The sequence below is a fragment of the Micromonospora sp. DH14 genome (genome assembly GCF_029809455.1).
Classification (GTDB): Bacteria; Actinomycetota; Actinomycetes; order Mycobacteriales; family Micromonosporaceae; genus Micromonospora; species Micromonospora parva.
The window spans coordinates 1-19,186 of the sequence record NZ_JARVKT010000012.1 but is presented as its reverse complement, the minus strand read 5'-3'; the positions used below and the strand labels follow the sequence as shown (position 1 = coordinate 19,186).

The window sequence follows — 19,186 nt, the reverse complement described above, 5'->3', positions numbered from 1 at the left end:
GACCTGGCTGCTTCACTGTGCCCGCCACTGAGCGTGCACCGGCACGCCCTCTGACCCACGGGGAGACCCCTCTTCATGCCCGGAAACCGTCCTCTACAACGGACGCGAGTAGCAGCATCCGCGGTGGCGGCAAGCCTGTTCCTCACCGCCGCCGTCAACTGCCACAACCCTGCACCCGCCGTGGCCAAGCCAGCGAGCGCCCAGTCGGCGCAACGCTCCGCTCCCCCGTCGCTGGGCATTGACCAGGCGGTAGCTGAGGCTCGACGCACCGGCCAGCCAGTCGAGGCAACCGCGTCTGGCACGTCGACATCCGTCGTCACCGCTCGGCCTGATGGCCAAATCCAGCTGACCCAGTCCGCCGGGCCGACCCGAAGCTGGGTCGACGGCAAGTGGGAGGCGCTGAATCCAACGCTCGTCCGGCACGCCGACGGCAGCATCACCTCCACGCTGACCACCAACGAGGTCCGTCTGTCCCCAGGGGGCACGGAACCTCTGGCGGAGATGATTTCCGGCGACCGCGCGCTGACCTTTGGCGCACCGCTACCACTCCCCACCCCCACCCTGTCCGGGGCCACGGCCACCTACCCGGGCGTGCTTCCCGACGTCGACCTGAACGTCACCGTGGGCCAGGACGGCGCCTTCTCCCACGTCTTCGTGGTGCATACCCCGGAGGCGGCGGCAAACCCGCAGCTCACCACCCTTGCTATGAGTACCGAGGCCACCGGGTTCGCCCTCTCCGCCGACGCGGACGGCAACATCGCCGGCCGAGACCGATCCGGTATGCCCGTCATCACCGCTCCCGCCCCGATCATGTGGGACTCCTCCGCCGACGCCACCGGTGGCACCGCCGCCCGCGGCGCGGCGACCTCGTCCCCCATCACTCCGGGACGCACCGCCCGAACTGCTCCGATCAAGGTGAAGATCAGCACCGGAAAACTTGAACTCACCCCGGACCGGAGGCTCCTCACCGACACGAAGACCGTCTACCCCGTCTATATCGACCCCACATTCAACTGGACGCCCACGGGATCCGGCCGCGGCGGGTGGGCCAGCATCTCCTACCAGCACCCATCATCGAACTACTGGATGAACACGCCCGACCCGTACAACCGGATGCAGGTCGGCAACTCCGGAGAGCAACGTTCCAACACACTCATCAACTTCGCCATCCCGCACGCCACACTCGCCAACGCCGAAATCAGCTCCGCGACTTTCAAGATCACGAACACCCGGTCGTGGAACTGCACGGCGAAGACGGTCAACGTCTACGCCCCAGCCACGACGCTCAGCGCGGGAAACGCGACCTGGAACTTCTGGGACGACCAAAGCAACGGCCCGCTCGCGGCCAGCAAGAGCTTCGCCTACGGATACAGCGGATGCGAGGCCCTACCGGTCTCCTTCGATGTCAAAGCACAGGTAGAACGGGACGTGGCGGACAAGAGGGGAACGAGAACGCTCTGGATGAAGGCCGCCAATGAGGCCAGCGACGCCAAGAGTTGGAAGGAGTTCCAGGAAAACAGTCCCACGTTGGAGATCCTCTACAACCACAAGCCCAACACGCCAACCGGCCTGAAGACCTCCCCGACAACCTCATGCACGGCGGCAACACCAACGGTGGTCGGCGATTCCTCGGTGTCGCTGTACGCGCCGGTCTCCGACCGCAACGGTGGCGTTCTCGGCGTCAGCTTCAAGGTCACCCGCACCAGCGACGGCGCGAGCGTCGCCACATCAGACCCCAGCAAGCTCACCGCCTCCTCCGGCAGCACCGCCGTCCTCGTCATTCCGCAGAGCGAGTTGCGGAAGTACGCGGGCTACACGGTTCCCGGCACGGGCGTGGTGACCAGCTTTTCCTGGAGGGTCCAGGCCACCGACTTCCGCACTCCAAGCGATTGGTCGGTCACCTGCAAGTTCACGTTCGACCCCACTCGCACCGGCAAGCCCGAGGTCGAACTGTCTTCCCCCGACGCTCCTATCGTCGTCGGCCAACCAGTCACCTTCGCGGTCACCGCGCCGAGCAGCGGCAGCACCCCCACCAGCTACAGCTACCAGCTGAACAGCGCCCCACCAATCATCATCGCCGCGTCGGCCGGCAACGCCTCAATCACGCTTAAGCCCACCCGATACACCAACACCCTCGTCGTTACCGGCATCTCCGCTGGCGGCAACGCCGGCGACACCGCGCTGAAAATGTTCAATGCCGACCCGGCCGCAGCCGCCCCCGACGGCGACATGACCGGCGACGGCAAGGCGGACCTGATCACCCCAGGAGCGACCAACAACCTGTCGTCAGGGCTCTGGCTCGCCGAGAACAACGGAGGGCTCGGCGTCAACCCGAACATCACCAATATCGGCGCAGAGGGCACCGGCGTCGCCACTGAAAGCACCGCCGCCGACTACGACGGCTCCCAGGTGCTTTCCGGTCACTTCTTTGGCACCGGTCTGCAGGACATCCTGGTCTACCACCCCACTGCGGGTAACGGGGTCATGCTGCACGCCAACGGTGACGGCTCCGTGATTCAGCCGGAGGGAGGTGGCGACCAACAAGCCCTGATCCAGCGCGAGTCACTCCTCGACGAAGCCGGTACCTCGCCCATCCAGATCGTCAACGCGGGCGACACCCGCCACGTCGACTCCCCATACCCGGACCTCATCGGCACCAGCGGCAACAGCACCAGCGGTTACTACCTCACCTACTACCCGACCGGGTATCCCGGCGGCTACCAACAAGCCACCCGTACCACCGCGCTGACCCCTACCGGTGGCACCGACTGGAACAACTGGACACTCGCCACCGCCCAAACCGCTACCGGCACCACCATGTTTCTCTGGAACCGCACCACCGGCGGGTTGCACCTTTGGACCAACCTCAGCTTCGACTTCGACACCGCCCAACTCACCTACAGCACCCGCACCCTCGCTACCGTGAACTGGAACAAGGCAGCGAATCTGACCCTGCGAGCCGCCAACATCAACAGCGACACCAATCCGGATCTGTGGGCCGTCGGCGCCAGCGGAACCGCCACATCCTGGCTCGTGCGTCCGACGACCAGCCCTAACCCCATCGAGGCCCAGCCGGCCCAATCGCTGATCACCTCACAACACACCTGGCTATTTAACGACGGCACCGCCAACGGCAGCGACGGAGCCGCCACGAGCGCTGTCGACTCCACCGGCGGCAAGACCCTCACCGCCACCACCAGTGGCGCGCAATGGCGCAGCGGGGACATGTTCAGCCCAAGCCTCATGCTGAACATGGACCCCGCAACAGCGGCCCCGAACACCGGTCTCAAGGGTGAGCTGTCACGAAGCGAGCTCCTGATCGATACGACAAAGTCGTTCAGCCTCTCGGCCTGGGTGAAGCCAACCGCGGCCGGAGGAGTCATCGCGTCCGAGGATGGAGCAAGCGCGTCACGCTTTCTTCTTTGGAACAACGAGGCCGACAACACCTGGCGCTTCGGCATGGGCAACGCTGACAGCGGCTGGTCCTACGCGCAGGTCGTAACCCCAGCCGGCACTGCACTGGGCGTCTGGACGCACCTGGTCGCCACTTACAACGCCGAAACCCGGACGCTTTCCCTCTTCGTCAACGGCGTGCTGAAGGGCACCGCCCTGTTCACCGCGACGCCGACCTGGCCGAGCACCGGAAAGTTCGTGGTGGGTCGGTACAAGTACCAGGCTGCACCCACCGCCTTCTACGCGGGAAAAATCAGCAACCTCCAGGTGTGGAAACGAGCGCTCACAGCCACGCAGGTAGGGGCGAGCAACACCACCAAGACCGGGTCTCTCACGCCGTTCGGGGCGACCATGTGGACGCCGCCCGGCACTGGTACGGCCGAGACCGATGTCTATGCCGCCGACACCAGTGGGAACCTGTGGAGGTATCGCAAGCAAAACACGCAACTGAACCCCACCCCCCGCCTCATATCCACGGGGTGGAGCCAGTTCACCATGTTCGGCATCGCGGACATGGACCACGACGGATACCAAGACCTAGTGGTTCGAGACAACACCTCCTGCAACCTTCAAGCCTTCCTCGGCACAGCCGATGACCTCAGCCCTCAGCCAACGTTCCTCGGCACCGGCTGGTGCAGCTACCGCCCCTTCGGCGTCGTCGACTGGAACAGAGACGGATACCAAGACGTCATCACCGTGAGCTCGACCGGTGAGATGTGGAACTACCCCGGCGACCTGAAGGGCGGCAAGGCGACCAGGCTAGCGATCGGCGAAGGATGGACGACGGACTTCACAACGTTCGGTATCGCCAACGTCATCGGTGACGCCACACCAGACGTATACACCCGACTGACGAGCACCGGCATCCTGCGGCTCTACGACTTTCCGGCTGGCACCGTAACGCAGGCGGGGATCGGCTGGGGTGGCTACACCTCATTCGGGCTCACCGACTTCAACCGCGACGGCAAGCCGGACGTCATCGCCAGGGAGAACTCGACCGGGGTCCTCTGGATGTACCCCGGTGCCGCCAACGGCCTGCTGAGCACCCGCGCACAGATCGCTAGCGACTGGTGAACCACCGTGGGGTGGGGGCCGGGCACCGCGGTGCCCGGCCCCACCCCACATTCAGATCAACGAGTGAGTGCAGAGGCACCACGCCACTCACGTCGCGAGAAGAAACCCCGCGAATCCCACTGCCCTTCCTGATCGATGCTTGCGCAAGGCCCTGCATTGGACCGACGCCACCGCTCAGAGGCAATTGATACCGACCCGTGCTATGCCTTCACGGCGACCTGGTGGTTACCGCAGGCAGCGATCATCGCCGGAATGGCTTGACCCAACTGGGCGCGAAGGAAGTCCCCTCCCGGACCCGTACTGCGGGGGTCTTGCACACGCTGCACCATTCCCACCGCCGTCACGCCCGCAGACTTCACGTCCTCGTGAGCCGAGCGTTCGAACAGCTCACCCAATCGCCGCAGCTCATCAGCGGGCGCTATCTGCCCGTTCTCGGCGCGAACCAACATCCCCGCCGACCGGCATCCCGTCACCCCCGGGTCTTCATCCCCACGGCCGGCTAGCTGCCAGTAAAACGCGGCGCCACCCATCAGAGCGAGCAGAACAACCGACGCCGCCGCCAAACCGATCCACCGACGCCGCGGTTTCGAACCAACAGAGGGACCGAGGGCGGCCTGAGAGTCATGCATTAGAAGTCTCACTTCTCCTGATCAAGGGAGCCGTAAGCTAACACCCCCTAACGGCTGGCTCCGCACAAGCCCAGATGAGCGGCCGCCGCCCCTACCGCCTCCGCAGCGGTGCCAGCGCTGACGCCTTCGGATTCGCCGAAGAGTTCACCAGCTTGAAGTGCCTGGTCAGAGCAGCGGCGGACTCCAGCATGCTCCCCCGCAACGCTCCACATCGATCTGCAGCACGCCCACCGACGCGACCTTAGGCGAAACCGGGACGCCGGCCGACGCCAGCCCTCCCGGGAACAACAACGCCTGACCACTTCGACCTCTACTGGGAGGTCACGCCGCACCGCTCGACCTCCATCACCGCAGGTCAAAGCACCTCGTCTCCGTCCGGCATCGGTGAGCACTTCGGGCGCGGTGACCACTTCGCCAACCCGCACCCAATCTGCTCCCAGCTGCAAGGCCAGGCCAACCAACGACTCCTTACCGCCTTGACCTGCGCACACTCCCCTAACAGGCGACATAGAGCGCTGTCGACAGCTACGCAGAAGCGCAGAGCACTCCGCGGGAAACAGGACGCTGCACCCGCTCTGACCTGGGGAAACGTGGAGCGGGAGGCAGTGGTAGATGCAGTTGAGGGCCGTTCGGCGCCGTTGGACGCAGTTCAAGGCCGTTCAGGGCACCCTGCTGCTCCCAGTCTGCTCCCCCTATCCGGGCCCGGCACCGCCCCCTCACAGGCAGCACCAGCAATACAGATCCTCGCCGGCGTCTCGGGCGCGCTGAGCGAGCGCGGCAACCTTCTCGATCACAGGCAGCATCTCGTCGTCAGACAGTGGCCCACTCCACGCCAGCTCCTTAATCCGCCCCCATCGCGCCGACAACTCCCGCACCTGGGCATTGCTGATAGAGGCGAGGGTGTCCCGCGCGGCCCGGTCCAGCGACATCAACCACGGCCCGTCCTGCTCGTCCCCGCTCCACAACAACTCAAGGTCGACCAGGCTCACATCCCAGTCGACCTGTCGAACGAGGCTCACAAGCTTGCCGAGGATCACGGTCGGCTCGATGCCCTTCAGATCAACCACATCCACAGCTATGCCGCCGAGGCTGACAGCCAACGGTCCGCCCTCGAAATCCTTCATCAACCTGACAGCCGCAGCGTCGACCTTGGCCCGAAAGTAGTCGTACAGCACACCCATGGCACGCACTCCACACCACGGGGATACGACAGCAGATACCCCGTCGCCCACCGCTGGCAGGCCCTACAAGCCGAGATCGACGACCTGGAAACCGAACTGTCGGCCTGGTCACCGCCACCGCCCCGGATTTCGTCCGCGCTGCCCGGCGTCGGCGTCTACACCGCCGGGCAATTGCTCGTCACGGCAGGCGACGACCCAACCGGCTCCGCTCCGAAGCACCGTTCGCCCGGCTCTACAGAGCCGCCGCCATCCCGGTCAGCTCCGGACGCACCAACCGGCACCGGCCACACCGCTGCGGCGACCGGTGCCCGTGCATCGCTGCTGCTAAAGATCCTCAAAACGGAGCAGGATGCCGGCACCTTCCGCCGCGCGGCTACGAGGATGCCGGGTGCGATGTTTCAGCTACGCAATCCGGCGGAGCGGAATGGTGAACTGGTTGTTTCCTGCTGCGTGTTCGGCTGCGACAGACAGGAGCGTGGCCTCGGCAGGTGGCGGAGCGTCGAACACTCGGGACTCCACGAGAAACCCCTGAGCGTCAGACGACTCGCTTCCTCGCTCACGGTACTGTGTTCCTGTGTCGTCCCAGGCCCGCCAAGGGCGGTGGCTCCGCAATATGTCTGCTGCCGGAAGGTGCGGGCTCGGGTAGGCCAGCCGCAATCTCATGGACGAGGACCAGACCTCCAGACTGACAAGCACGGCGGGCTTATCGTCAATGACGAGCCGTTCACCAGCCAATGATTGAACGTGCAACAACATCGGTATTTCAGTGGCGTTGGAGCGAGGAGGGCGAGACTGCTCGTGGCCTTCCAGCGCGCGGTTAACCGGGATCGCCGGGGCAATCTCGGGCCGGGCTGCGGTTGCGCGACGCCGCTCCAGCCAATCGAGATCTTCAAGCAAAGGTTCTAGGCCAGCGCGCGCTTGGCTAAGCTCCCCTGGCGGCAGAGCGGACGCGGCCACCAGGCCGAGAGCGAAGCCCTCAGTTCCGCTCGCTCCAAGACGGTTCAGCAGGTCATCACTGGCCGGGCTTCCCATCGCATCGAAGTATTGCCGAATCAACCCGGTAAGGATTTCGTGTCTGTCCATGTGTCCGCCCCCTGCATTGACGCAGATTTCCGGCTCTAGGCTACCTGCTCCCGCCAGCCGAGCAGCATCGGCTCGACTGGCGGAAAGGGTATGTGCAGGTGGATCAGTTCGATGCCGGCACCGTGACGACACTGCTGACTGCCGAGCAAGTAATGGCCTGCGGTGATAGAGCCAGGCAATCGGACGGAACCCCCGTCCACTGCCAGCCCGCCGGCAGTGTGAGCGTCACCAGGGAGCCTGCGAAGTAGCTTCCGGCACAGGTGACGCCAGCGCAGATGTCAGCGCCGGTGGAGTTCGCCAGGTTGCAGTTGGTGCACGTGAACGTGTTGCCGTTGGCGATGTTCACTCCGTTGTGCCACCAGGTGGAGTCCACACTGATGCCGGCCATCGACTGACCCGGCGCGGTGGTGTAGCACAATACCTTGGCGCTCCAATCTGACTCAGTGGTTGCCAAGACTCCATCGAGGTAAGTGGCATTGATCGTGCCGGTTACATCGCTGTAGTCACAGCCACCGAGCGGTGGATCCTGGAGAAGGCGGGAGTTGCTGACCGAGAAGCGAGCGATCTCGCCCTTTTTCTTAGGGGTGACTACCCGGATGGACTTCTTGGCGTTGCCCGTCTCCTCGTCAACCCTCGACGTGGCGGGCATCGGAGCCGCCGGCTCTGAGATGTTCGCAGCGGCGGCGGTAGGAACCACCAAGACGCCCGATAGCACCAGTAGCGCCGACAGCAGTAACCTTGCACCTGTCCTCATAGGTGACCTCCCTTAGGCATGAGTGAGGACGGAGGGCGGTGACGATGTAGGCGCATCGTCACCGCCCGATTTCCCCACGGTAAGGCAGTCACCAAGAGGGATCAAGGCACACCTTCTGCACGATCGCACCTATCGGACATAGCTGGATGCGGACGGTAGCTGTGATCGGTTTATCTCGGCAGAACTCGGACCAATAACGCAGCTCCGTCTTACGTTGAGTAGTTCGAATTTGTCACTCTGCAGCTTGCATCGACTTTGGTCACGGTGATCGAGCTCACAGATCACTTGCGCAGTCGGGCTGTTTATGACCGGGCAGGCGTATTAGCCCTCGGTCTCCCCCTTGGCTGACTGGTTCCGCAGATGCGCGTTCGCCATGCTCGTCGACGTCGCACGGTGAAGCTGACTGTTACACGACACATCTTGATCTCGAAGTCCGGTCGCCGCCTTGGCGTCCGGCTGCTCGGCGGCAATCATCACGCGGCAGTACCGGGCGACCGTTCGCGTCCAGCGCAGTTGCTCCCACGCGGCGGCCTGCGGCGTAGCACACCGCTAATCCCAGGCGCGCCGCTCGTCGAGCGACTGGCGACCACGCAGCTGCACGGTGGAGGGTCGCCCTGCCGGAGGGCTCCAAGACGAGAGCTGGCACCAGCCAGGCGGGAAGCAACGAACCTGACCACTTCGGTATCCACTGGGAGGTCACGGAGCACCGCTCAATCTCCATAACCGCAGGTCAAAGCCCCTCGTCTCCGCCCGGCATCTGTGAGCACTTCGGGCGCGGAGACCTCTTCGCCAACCTGCACCCAATCTGCTCCCAGTTGCAAGGCCAAGCCAATCAACAACCCCTTACCGCCTTGACCTGCACACACTCCCCTGCCAGGCGACATAGAGAGTTGTCAACCATTGCGCGGGACCGCAGAGCACTCCGCGGTGAAACAGGACGCCGCACCGACTCTGACCTGCGGCAACGTGAAACCGCAGGCAGGGGTGGATGCAGTTGAGCGCCGTTCGATGCCGTTGGACGCAGTTCAGGGCCGTTCAGGGCAGCCCATTGCTCCCAACCTGCTCCCCCAAACCGGGCTCGTACCAGACCGCCGACCATTAGCTGCCGGCCCAGGGCCTTGCTGGGCACCAGCGCTGGCTCCCGCAGCCGCATCGGGTGATCGGGGAGACCGCGCACGATCGCCGCGCCTTATCAGCGGCAGAAGAAGGACGACTCGTCAGCATCCCGACGCACTTCGTCCGCTCGCCGCCAGAGGGCGGTCCGGGAGGTTATATCCGTTCCGGATTGAGGGTGAATAGGCCGGGTTGGCTCTCGATTAGGATCTGCCGGTTGACCAGGCGTTCAGCCTGGCTCGGACACCCTGTGGGTTCGGTGTCATGCGGCAGATACGCCCACTGACACCCGGTCCGGTTCTGTGGAAGATCGAGTTCAGGATCTCCCGCAACGAGTAACGGCCCTTATGCCCCGATACCGCAGCGTCGGCTGGCCGAAGCCATGGAGCACATCCACTCTCTGGAGCACGACAAGGACATGCTCGCCCGCATCGTGAACTTGCTCGCCACCGAGAACACCCAGTTCCCGGAGCCGCTCCACACCGCCCCATCAGCCGTCGTCCGCCCTCTCCGCCAGGTGCCGATGTAGCCCCAGCGACTCCATCGGCAAGCTCGGGCGTCGTGATACATGTGGCGGCCACCGTTTCCGCCGGGCAGGAACCGTTGTGTACCGGACTCCAGCAGCTCACTTCGACACCGCCACCAGTCCGTTGTCCGCGTACGTGTCGCCGAAGGAGCGACACCGCAGCGGCGTGTCAGCCGATGTGTGCGGGCACCGCGTCCTCGGTGCGCTGCCGGGGGCTTGCGTTGAGCGTGGTGACGGCGATGACCAGCGCGGCCAGTAGGAAGCCGACGGCGGAGGCGAACGCGACGGTGTAGCCGTGGGACACCGCGTCGGCCGCCCGCTGGATCAGGGGCTGGTCGCCGGTGGCCAGGGCGCGGAAGAACGCGACGTCGGCGTGCGGCAGTTTGTCATCGGCGGCACTGGTGGAGACGGTGGTCAGGACGGCTAGGCCGACGGCGCCGCCGATCTGCTGGGCGGTGTTGAGGATGGCCGAGGCGATGCCGGTGTCGTTGCGGTCGACGCCAGAGATCGCGCCGAGCGTCATCGGCAGGAAGCTGGCGCCCAGGCCGAGGGCGGTGATGAACATGGCCGGCATCAGGTGGGTGAAGTACGACGAGGACGGTTCGAGCAAGCTGAACCAGAGCATCCCGCCGGCCGCGACGACCAGGCCGGGGCCGGCGAGCGTACGTGGCGCGAATCGGCCGGCCAGGCGTGAGCCGATCCCGGCGGCCATCCCCATGCCGAGGCTGAACGGCAGATAGGCGAACCCGGCACGAACCGGGCTGTAGCCCTTGACCTGCTGCATGAAAAGCGACAGGAAGTAGAAGGTGGCGAACATGGCCGCGCCGATGAACAGCATGGTGACGTAGGACCCGGCCCGGTTGCGGTTACGCAGCAGCCGCAACGGCAGCAGCGGGTGCCGGTTCCTGCTCTGCGAGCGCAGGAAGGTGATCAGCAGGATTGCCGCGACGGCGAACATGCCGAGGGTGACGGGGTCGGTCCAGCCGCGGTCGCCGCCCTGGGTGATGGCGTAGACCAGGGCGGTCAGGCCGCCGGTGGCGGTGGCCGCGCCGCGCACGTCCAGTTCGCCGTGCAGCTTCTCGCCGCTGGCCAGCACGCGGGCACCGAGCAGTACGAGCACGCCGATCGGGACGTTAACGAACATCACCCAGCGCCAGCTCAGGTAGTCGGTGAGCACGCCGCCGAGCAGCAGGCCAACGGTGGCGCCGAGCCCGGACATCGCGGCGTAGACACCCATCGCCCGATTACGGGCGGCACCCTCGGGGAACGTGGTCGCGATCAGCGACAACGCGGTCGGCGCGATGACGGCCGCGCCGAGGCCCTGCAGGACCCGGGCGGCGATCAGCAACTCCACGCTCGGGGCCAGGCCGCCCAGCAGGGACGCGCCAGCGAACACGGTCAGGCCGATCCGGAACACCCGCCGTTTGCCGTAGAGGTCGCCGGTGCGCCCGCCGAGCAGCAGCAGCCCGCCGAAGGCCAGGACGTAGGAGTTGACGATCCAGGACAGGCCGGAGGCGGACACCTCGAGGTCCTTCTGGATGCTCGGCAGCGCGATGTTCGTGATCGTGCTGTCCAGCACGACCATCAGCTGCGCGGCCGCGATGACGATCAGCGCGAGGGCCGGAGGGGTGGAGGTGCGCGGCGGAGCCGATCGTGCGGGGATGGACATCAGAAACTCCAGAACTAGACGGGTGTTGAGTTTTGTGAGGCCGCGACAATATCTCAACGGTTGTCTAGTTTTTCAAGTAGGGGTGTGCCGGCTTGTACGATCGGACGTCGACGTACGGAAGGGTGCTGCACGATGACCGAGGCCGCCGCAGAGGCGCCGCAGGGTGAACGCAAGGGCGAGCGCACCCGGCGTCGCATCCTGGAGGCCGCTCGCGCCCTGTTCGCCGAGCTCGGCTACGAGCGCACCACGATCCGTGGGATCGCCGCGGCGGCCGAGGTCGACAAGTCGTCGATCCTGCAGTATTTCGGCAGCAAGCAGCAGCTGTTCCGGGCTGCGGTGCACTGGCACATCCCGATCGCGGAGCTGACCGCCGACGATCCGGCGCAGAGCGTGCACAACTTCATGCACGGCATGCTGAGCAGCTGGGCCGCCGACCCGAACAGTCCGATGGCGGTGCTCGTGCGCGCGAGCATGACCAGCGAAGAAGCCGCCGAACTGCTGCGGCGTCACATCACCACCGAGGTCGTCGACGCGATCGCCGCGACCGTCGACGATCCGGAGGCCCACCTGCGCGCCTCCCTGGCCGGCGCCATGATGATGGGCATCGCCGCGCAGCGCTACCTGCTGCGGATGCCCTACATCGCCGACGCCGACCTCGACGACGTCCTGCGCCTGGCCGGCCCGGCCATTCGCAACGTCATCGCCCCGCCAGCCTGACGCCTACGCGTCGGCGCCCAAGACCGCCGGCACCTGCTCGGCTGCAATGATGCTGAAAGCCGTCTGCTCGAACTGCTCTCGCTCACCCTGTCGGCAGCTGCGCGACGGCACACCGCGTCATGAAGCCCCCCGGCACGCAGCGTGGCGTGCCGGGGGTCAGCGGCTGGCCTCACCGGCAAGGTGAATGCCGAGTCGCCGAGCAACGAGGATCAGCGAGACGCGGCGCAGCGTGTCCCTGCGGTGAGACGCTGGTTGCCCTCACTGCACTCTGCGCCGATCAGCCCTTCGCTCTCATAGAAACGCAGAGCGGGGACCGCCATCGGGTACAGGCGGTGACCTCCCCCAGCGTCAGCAGATCCTCCGGGCTCGCCTGCTCGGAATGCTCCGCCGTCGTTAGCATCAAATCCTCGCCGTGCCTTCTCGCCGTACGTAGAAACTGAACCCACGATGAGATCAATAGGTCAGCGTCGGGGCAGCCTTGCTCCACCGGCTGGTCTCGAGTTGGTCGAGCAGGAAGTTCGCCAGATCGGCGCGGCTGAGCCGCGACCCACCGGGCGGGTTCTTCCCGTCCTCGACCCGGAACGTCCCGGTGGCCGGCTTGTCGGTGAGGTAACCGGCGCGGACCAGAGTCCAGTCGAGCCGGCTAGACCGCACGATGTCCTCCATCACGCCCATGTCCTCGTACAACTCACGCAGGAACAGCGGAATCATCAGCCGGAACCACCAGGGCAACCCGGGGTCCTTGGGCTCCACCCCGCCGGAGGAGACAACGATCAACCGCTGCACCTGCGCGTCCTGCAGCGCAGTGACTACCGCCTGGCCACCCTTGGAGTAGATGCCGTTCGGATTCCGGGCCGTGCTGCCGATCGCGGAGATCGCCGCGTCGTGCCCGGCGGCGATCTCCCGCAACGGACGGCCACCGGCCAGCACGTCGGCGGGTTGCAACGCGAGATCGGGATGTGACGGCAGCCCGTCGAGGTGGCGGGCCACCGCGGTCACCTGGTACCCGCGGTCGAGCGCGCCGGAGACCACGAGGCGTCCGGTGCCGCCGCTGGCCCCGAAAACGATCAGCTTCATACGAATTCCTCAACCTGGTGGGTTCGTCGCGGGCAGATCCCGGCAAGGGCGGAAGCCGCACCGGCAATCAAAAACTAGACAGGCGTTGAGATTAGTCAGGCGCTTCCGGAGAAGCAACCTCGGCGCTCACCGCAGGCAGCGACATCACCCAGCGTGACCGGTGGCGCCGGGGAGTGTTCGGATCGTCGCGACCAGTCCGGGCTTTGCGGTCGGTGCAGGAATTGCGGGGCTGCCCGAGCGGGCAGGCCACCCGCGGACGTGCAGGAGCCTGGGTTACAGGATGCGGGTCAGCTCGTGCATCGCGGCGAACTGCCTGTCCGGACGTGGTGGTGGCAGACGTAGAAGGCCATCGGCGTCGCGGTCGCGCTGTTGGCTGCCCAGCACGATCTCGGCGCGTTCGAGTGTCGGGTGATCAACGAAGGGTACGACCGCGTCGACTGGCAGGTGCGGCGCTGCGACCAGGAGTTCCCGCAACTGTGGTGCCGCGGCGAGGCCTTGGAGGGCTGCCGGGTGGCGGAGGTGACGCATCCCGAGGCATTCGGCCCGTGTCAGCATGGTGCTGGAGCTGAAGTCCGGAAGCTTGTCGACGGTGAGCGTTTCCAGCCACAGCCACTGCAGCGCGCGCAGCCGTGTCACCGGTGTGAGGTCGCTGAGCTTTCGCACCTGGCGCAGTGCCAGGTAGCGAAGTGTGGGGATCTGGGTGAGCCATTCGCTGTTCGTCGACGAGCCGAGGGTCAGAGCCAAGGCGTGCAGGTGTGGCAGGGCAATGACGGGCAGGACGTGGTCGACGGGGAGCCGCCACAGCGACAGGTCCCGCAGGCCCGGGTTGGCGTGCAGCAGCTCGTGAAGACCACGCCGGTGCTCGACGACCCGCAGTCGGCGAAGCCGACGAAACTGGGCAACCGGAGCTAGGTCGAGAGGCTTTCGGGTCTCGCCGATGTCGAGGAACTCCACGTCTGCGTTCAACTGATCCAACGGGGTCAGATCGGTCAGGTGCCACAGGCCCGCGACACTGAACCGGCGAACATGTGGAAACCAGCGCAGGAACCGCAGCGTCGCAAGGTCGTCATCGAACCCGTAGACACGTAGCGGGACCATTGGATGATCCCCCAGGAGCATGGCCACCGACCGATACTCAGCCTCGGTGAGCGGCTCACTGAACTGGACGACATCCACGTGGCCCAGCCGGGCGCAAAGCTGCGTGACGTCGACCGGGCTCCGCACCTCCACGACGTCGCCCATCCCGAACATGATCCTCCACCACCTATATCGCCCGCGGCGAGCACCTCGATCCGCCAGCCGCGCCCGTTTCGGTCCACGGGGGTCAGCAGCACTTGCACGCCGGCGACGCTACGCGCGCCGCTGCGGGTCTGCCCGGCGTTGCAGTAGGCGCGAGAATCCATCCAGCCTTGAGGGCTTCTCGCAGATCGGACAGGGGGTCGTATGGACGTTCAGGACACGGTGCGCAACTTCGTCAATGCGCTCGAGCACTGTCAGAACATGGTCGTCGTTCATCGCGCCGTCGGTGACGGCGGCCGCGGCCGCCGTGTCGAGGAGACGTCGCTGAACCGAGGCGTGGTGGTGTTCGCTGCGGCGACCTGGCAGGCGTTCGTCCAGGACCTGGCGATGGCGCTACGGGACGCCACCCTGGTGCAGCTGAAGGCCGTCACTGCTCCTCCCTGCTGAACGGCGCGATGAGGCAGTGGGAGACTGACTTCAACTCGTCGCTGGAGAAGTTTTCGACGCCCGGCCCCGGACAGACGCAGACACTGCTCCGACGCGTCGGGTTCGACCCAGCACCTGCCACAGCAGCGCCCGGAACGGTCGTGCGGCCACCCCGGAGTTCAGGTTGATGACCAGCACGGGGTGCTCTGGCGTGGTTACGGCGACAGCATCGACCACGAACAGCACCGGATGCCGGTACTCGTGCGGGTAGCTCGACGCGTAGCCGGCTGCGATGGCGGCTTCGTCCAGTCCGTTCAACGCGCGGTCCTCGATGAAGTCGACGTCCGCGCCGAAGCCCTCCTCGGTCGGCGCCGCGATCCACTCCTTGATCTGGATCCAGACGGCGTCATCGGTGAAGTCCGCCCGTACCACCGGAACGCTCCACGTCCGCGGTAGCTCTGCCACCGGCGCAGCGTAACGCCCATACCGGCTGCGGCCCAAGGTCGCGCAGATCACGACGCATGCGACGGCTGCCGCCCTCAACGGCGGCCAGCTGCACGAATGCGCGACCGATCACGCACTGAGCTGATGTTCACCGGGGCTCGTGTTGAGCTTGGTGATCGACCACGCCATGGCCGCACCGCCACATGGGTAGAGATCGAGATGAGCCCACCGGCGCGATTGTACGACTCGGGCTGCAAGGCAACCTGCTGCACCATGCCGTCGACCTGCCGCTGCACAGTCCGAGCCTTTACCAGCCAACAAACCCGTGCTCCCCCAACGCCTCGGCGATCCACCGCCCCGCAACATCGACCACATCACGAGGCCGACGAGCGACCAACAACTCCCGACCCAACGCCACCCGGTAAGTCAGCCACCGCCGTCAGGCAGCGGATTCGAAGACCACATCACCGGGACGTGGCCCGCTGAATTCAGCGCCGCTCTCACCTCGACGTCGACATCTCTGCGACAGTGGATAGGCAAGCCGTCCTCAACGTCGTCTTCGGGTGCTCGCCACCCTGGGCGTCGGCGACTTCGTGCGGGTCCGGCCTGCCGGTGGGGCTTTCGCGAACTGCGGGCGCACCCGATGTCCCTCCCGGCCGTTGAACAGGAGCAGGCGGTTCGGTATCTCGCTACACGAGACCCAGAGCCTGACCAGAGCCCGACCGGAGGAGCCGAGGTGGTACGACAGGGTTACCTCGCGACGCTGGTCGTGATGGGCGTGCTGCTCGCCGGATGTAGCAGGCAGAGCCACCCGGAGCGCGCGAGTCCGCAGCCGATCTCGGGAACCAGCGGGCCTGTGGCGCCGTTGACGCCGGCGTCACTGATCGGTTCCTGGACGATCGTCGACGTTGCCGACCCCGGCGCGGGCACGATCCTGCGCCTCGCGGACCGCGAGCTGGACCTGATCGGCAGCCGCTGCGGCACTCTGGGCGGATCCTGGCAGGCCAGCAGCGACGGCACCTTCCTCGCGGATATCTTCACGGCTACCACGGCCGCAGTCGAAGGCTTCCCCGGCTGCGCAAAGGCCAGTCAAGAAACCCCCGAATGGCTTCGCCGCGTCACCGCCTACCAGTTCGACGGCGCAGGACTACCCGTGCTCCTAGACGCACGAGCACAACCGGTCGCCCGACTGATCCCCGGGGCGACACCGACCCCCGAGCCCGACAAGGCCGACGAGGCACTGGAACCGCCAGTGATCACCGACGAGGCCCGCCGAGCCCTGACACCAGCGGTCGCCCTACCGGCGAAGCTAGTTCCGGTGGACCGACACCGACTGGCGGGTCGCTGGGTACCCCTGACGGGACACAAGGCCGCATACGTGAAGTTCACGACCGACGGTGAATGGCACGGATCCGACGGCTGCAACGACGAGGGCGGTCGGTGGATCACCGCTACCAGCGGCACACTGCTCACGACCGCAAGAGGAACAACACTGATGTTCTGCGCCGACAGTGTGTCGGTCGGAGGATGGCTCGCGACGGCCAGACGAGCAGGATTCGACGGTCAGACCCTGGTGCTCCTCGACGCACAGGGCAGGGAGACAGGCCGGTTGCTTCCCGCGAACTAACCGCCGTCCCGTTGACTGCGGCTGTCCACCATCGGTTGGCGACTGCACCGGCGCGCACCCAACCCTGCGGGCCCGACGCGGTATCGCCGCTAGTCCACGTTGGACGTTCGCTGCCCAACCGCCTCTGGTCGCTTCGTCGACACCGTCGTCTGTTCATGATCCGGGGCGGTTCGCTAAACCGTGGGCCCGACCTGCGGCATGAGCGGATACTCGACGAGACAACGAGGGGGCCGCGCCGACCACGAAGGGGACGAGCGTGCACGACGACCATTCCGCGACGGCTCGGGTCCGCGGTCTCGTTGTTCCTGACCTGCTACTCGTTCTCCTGCGGGAGGGCAGGTGGAACCATCCGGGCGAGCCTGCTGTCGCTCGGCTCATGCCCTGGTTCCACGATCCGTTGGACTTTCTCGGCAGCACCGAGCAGATGGATCAGGAGTCACGGTCGCTCGACCGCCTGATCCAGGATGACGAAATGGCGGAGCTGTTCCGATTCGCGCGAGAATCGACGGCAACGGGTCCGGTCGAACTCCCGTGGCTTGACGTCGACCGCGCCTTCTTCATCGCCGTGGCGCAGTACGCCGGTGACGACACCGCGATTGCGCTCGACTACCGAACGAGTTCGGCTGATCCACGAGTCGTCGCCAGCGATGTTTGGACCAGCTCTGCTCCTTACATCTGGCGAACGGTCGCCGAAACCTTCTCCGAGTTCGTAGCCGAGCTGCGGCTCGACGGAGCGGACGCCGAGCCGGCGGCCGGCTGAGCGTGAACAACGCCGGGCACCCGCACACGCGCGGCGGGAATGAGAGCGACGAAGTGGGTTTACCGACTACCGTCGCCGACGATGACGCACGAAGAATCCGCGCTGGTCAGCGACCGATAGCCGCGACTCGCAGCCGAACTCGCCCGGCGCGTTCCGTGAAGCAGACGAGGACGACCTGGCGGGGCAGGTCGCCGACCACCGGATCCTCCAGCAATGTGACTGCCGGAATACAATCTCGCCTCGTGCACGCGACGACGAGGGGATCTCCCAGGGGCCCTCGCTCAATACCGGCGGATCCTCGTCGACCGTGAGCAGCAATTGGGTCCCGACGCCATGAATGCGCTCGCCACGCGAGGAGCGATAGCGCACATCATCGCCGAGATGGGTGACCCCGGTGAAGCGTTACGGCAGACCCGGGAGATCCTCGCAGCCGAAGAGCGAGCACTGGGCCCGGACCACACCAACACCCTCTCGACGCGCCAGAGTCTGGCGCAATACCTCGCCCGCAGCGGCAACCTGAGCGGCGGAATCGACGTTCTCGCAGACCTTCTGCCGGATCTGATCCGCGCACTAGGAGCCGATCATCCGGACGTCTTCGATGCGCGCTCGGACCTTGCGCGATACCACCGCCAAAACGGCAACCGCGCTCAGGCGGTGCGACGATTGCAGGAAGTCCTTGCCGACCTCGGACGGATACACGGCGCAGAGGACCATCGAGTTGTCCTCGCACGTCAGGAGCTTGATGACCTCCTCGTCCAACCCGAGTAGTCGCTCCTCGCCTGGGCGGCCCTGGCGGGCTTCAGGTAGGCCGATAGGACCTTGGCCCCAGCACGGCGGGCAGGTCCCGACTCATCCGGACGACGGCCTGCGTCACCGAGGCTCGTCTTCGCCGAGGCAGGTCTGTTTGTCCCTTGGGACCTCTTCAGGTCCGCCGAAGAGGTCTCCAGCTTAGAGGGCCAGCTCAGGACGTTGCCTGTGGGATCGGTGTCTCGAGAGACGAAACTTCGGCGGACTCCGGCAATCTCACCCGCAACGCTTCACCGCACGACCTGCGGTACTGCGCCGCCACCTACCTCGAAGCCGCCGGCGCCAACCTCAAAGATACCCAGAACTCCTGGGCCACTCCTCCGCCGCCATGACCGACGTCTGCACCTCCGTTATCGTCGAACTCGACGTCTAACACGCCCAAGCTGAAGCCGCCGCCATGCTGCTCTACCGTCACCGGCAACAGCCAGCCACATAAGCGTCGTCTGCTACAGAGGTTGAAGGGCCAAGGTTCGGGCTATCTCGGTGGTTCGGGTTCGAGGGTCATGCCGGTGCTGGCGAAGAAACCGGCGAGGAGATCGGTCTGTTGCTGACAAGCGCGTAGTCGGCGTTTGACCAGTTGGGCGAGGTGGTCGACACCGCGGGCGGC

The 19,186-nt window shown here is 65.8% G+C and carries 13 protein-coding genes and 1 pseudogene; 6 read left to right on the top strand and 8 right to left on the bottom strand.

The genetic code is table 11. From position 1 onward, the window contains the following. The first annotated feature begins 123 nt into the window (after positions 1–123). Positions 124–4,527 (top strand): LamG-like jellyroll fold domain-containing protein, encoded by a 4,404-nt coding sequence (locus QCZ28_RS17400; RefSeq protein ID WP_279517616.1) that lies wholly within the window; start codon positions 124–126, stop codon positions 4,525–4,527. Positions 4,528–5,872: 1,345 nt separating this feature from the next. On the opposite strand, the gene QCZ28_RS17395 is transcribed toward QCZ28_RS17400, so the two are convergent. The 5 genes and pseudogenes from QCZ28_RS17395 to QCZ28_RS17380 all read right to left on the bottom strand — a co-directional run bounded on the left by QCZ28_RS17395 (position 5,873) and on the right by QCZ28_RS17380 (position 11,482). Then, positions 5,873–6,337 (bottom strand): hypothetical protein, encoded by a 465-nt coding sequence (locus tag QCZ28_RS17395; RefSeq protein ID WP_279517615.1) that lies wholly within the window; start codon positions 6,335–6,337, stop codon positions 5,873–5,875. Positions 6,338–6,739: 402 nt separating this feature from the next. Then, the gene (locus tag QCZ28_RS17390; protein ID WP_279517614.1) at positions 6,740–7,420 is read right to left on the bottom strand and encodes a hypothetical protein; all 681 of its coding nucleotides are present in this window, start codon (positions 7,418–7,420) and stop codon (positions 6,740–6,742) included. Positions 7,421–7,523: 103 nt separating this feature from the next. Next, on the bottom strand, positions 7,524–8,174 hold the full coding sequence (locus QCZ28_RS17385) for a hypothetical protein (protein WP_279517613.1): 651 nt from the start codon (positions 8,172–8,174) through the stop codon (positions 7,524–7,526). Between the two features lie 1,374 nt (positions 8,175–9,548). After that, positions 9,549–9,649 (bottom strand): annotated as a pseudogene (locus tag QCZ28_RS34515) (transposase); the annotation flags it as partial. Positions 9,650–9,982: 333 nt separating this feature from the next. Then, positions 9,983–11,482 (bottom strand): MFS transporter, encoded by a 1,500-nt coding sequence (locus tag QCZ28_RS17380; protein WP_279517612.1) that lies wholly within the window; start codon positions 11,480–11,482, stop codon positions 9,983–9,985. Between the two features lie 132 nt (positions 11,483–11,614). Here QCZ28_RS17380 and QCZ28_RS17375 point away from each other — a divergent pair, with 132 nt between their 5' ends. Beyond that, on the top strand, positions 11,615–12,199 hold the full coding sequence (locus QCZ28_RS17375; protein WP_196928547.1) for a TetR family transcriptional regulator: 585 nt from the start codon (positions 11,615–11,617) through the stop codon (positions 12,197–12,199). Positions 12,200–12,652: 453 nt separating this feature from the next. On the opposite strand, the gene QCZ28_RS17370 is transcribed toward QCZ28_RS17375, so the two are convergent. Both QCZ28_RS17370 and QCZ28_RS17365 read right to left on the bottom strand, forming a co-directional pair. Further along, a complete protein-coding gene (locus QCZ28_RS17370) occupies positions 12,653–13,276 on the bottom strand; it encodes an SDR family oxidoreductase (protein WP_279517611.1) in 624 nt (207 codons plus the stop codon). A 273-nt stretch (positions 13,277–13,549) separates the two neighbouring features. Then, the gene (locus QCZ28_RS17365) at positions 13,550–14,518 is read right to left on the bottom strand and encodes a hypothetical protein (RefSeq protein WP_279517610.1); all 969 of its coding nucleotides are present in this window, start codon (positions 14,516–14,518) and stop codon (positions 13,550–13,552) included. A 201-nt stretch (positions 14,519–14,719) separates the two neighbouring features. Between QCZ28_RS17365 and QCZ28_RS17360 the strand changes: the two genes are divergently transcribed. Then, a complete protein-coding gene (locus tag QCZ28_RS17360; RefSeq protein WP_279517609.1) occupies positions 14,720–14,962 on the top strand; it encodes a hypothetical protein in 243 nt (80 codons plus the stop codon). 30 nt (positions 14,963–14,992) lie between these two features. Here the strand turns inward: QCZ28_RS17360 and QCZ28_RS17355 are convergent, their stop codons facing one another. Then, positions 14,993–15,406 (bottom strand): hypothetical protein, encoded by a 414-nt coding sequence (locus tag QCZ28_RS17355; protein WP_279517608.1) that lies wholly within the window; start codon positions 15,404–15,406, stop codon positions 14,993–14,995. A gap of 751 nt (positions 15,407–16,157) precedes the next feature. On the opposite strand from QCZ28_RS17355, the gene QCZ28_RS17350 reads away from it, so the two are divergent. The 3 genes from QCZ28_RS17350 to QCZ28_RS17340 all read left to right on the top strand — a co-directional run bounded on the left by QCZ28_RS17350 (position 16,158) and on the right by QCZ28_RS17340 (position 18,540). Then, on the top strand, positions 16,158–17,012 hold the full coding sequence (locus QCZ28_RS17350; RefSeq protein WP_279517607.1) for an META domain-containing protein: 855 nt from the start codon (positions 16,158–16,160) through the stop codon (positions 17,010–17,012). 256 nt (positions 17,013–17,268) lie between these two features. Continuing rightward, positions 17,269–17,772 carry a hypothetical protein gene (locus QCZ28_RS17345; protein ID WP_279517606.1) on the top strand — a complete coding sequence of 168 codons (504 nt, stop codon included), beginning with the start codon at positions 17,269–17,271 and terminating at the stop codon, positions 17,770–17,772. A gap of 333 nt (positions 17,773–18,105) precedes the next feature. Further along, positions 18,106–18,540, top strand: a complete 435-nt coding sequence (locus QCZ28_RS17340) for a tetratricopeptide repeat protein (RefSeq protein WP_279517605.1) — start codon at positions 18,106–18,108, stop codon at positions 18,538–18,540. Positions 18,541–19,186: the final 646 nt, after the last annotated feature.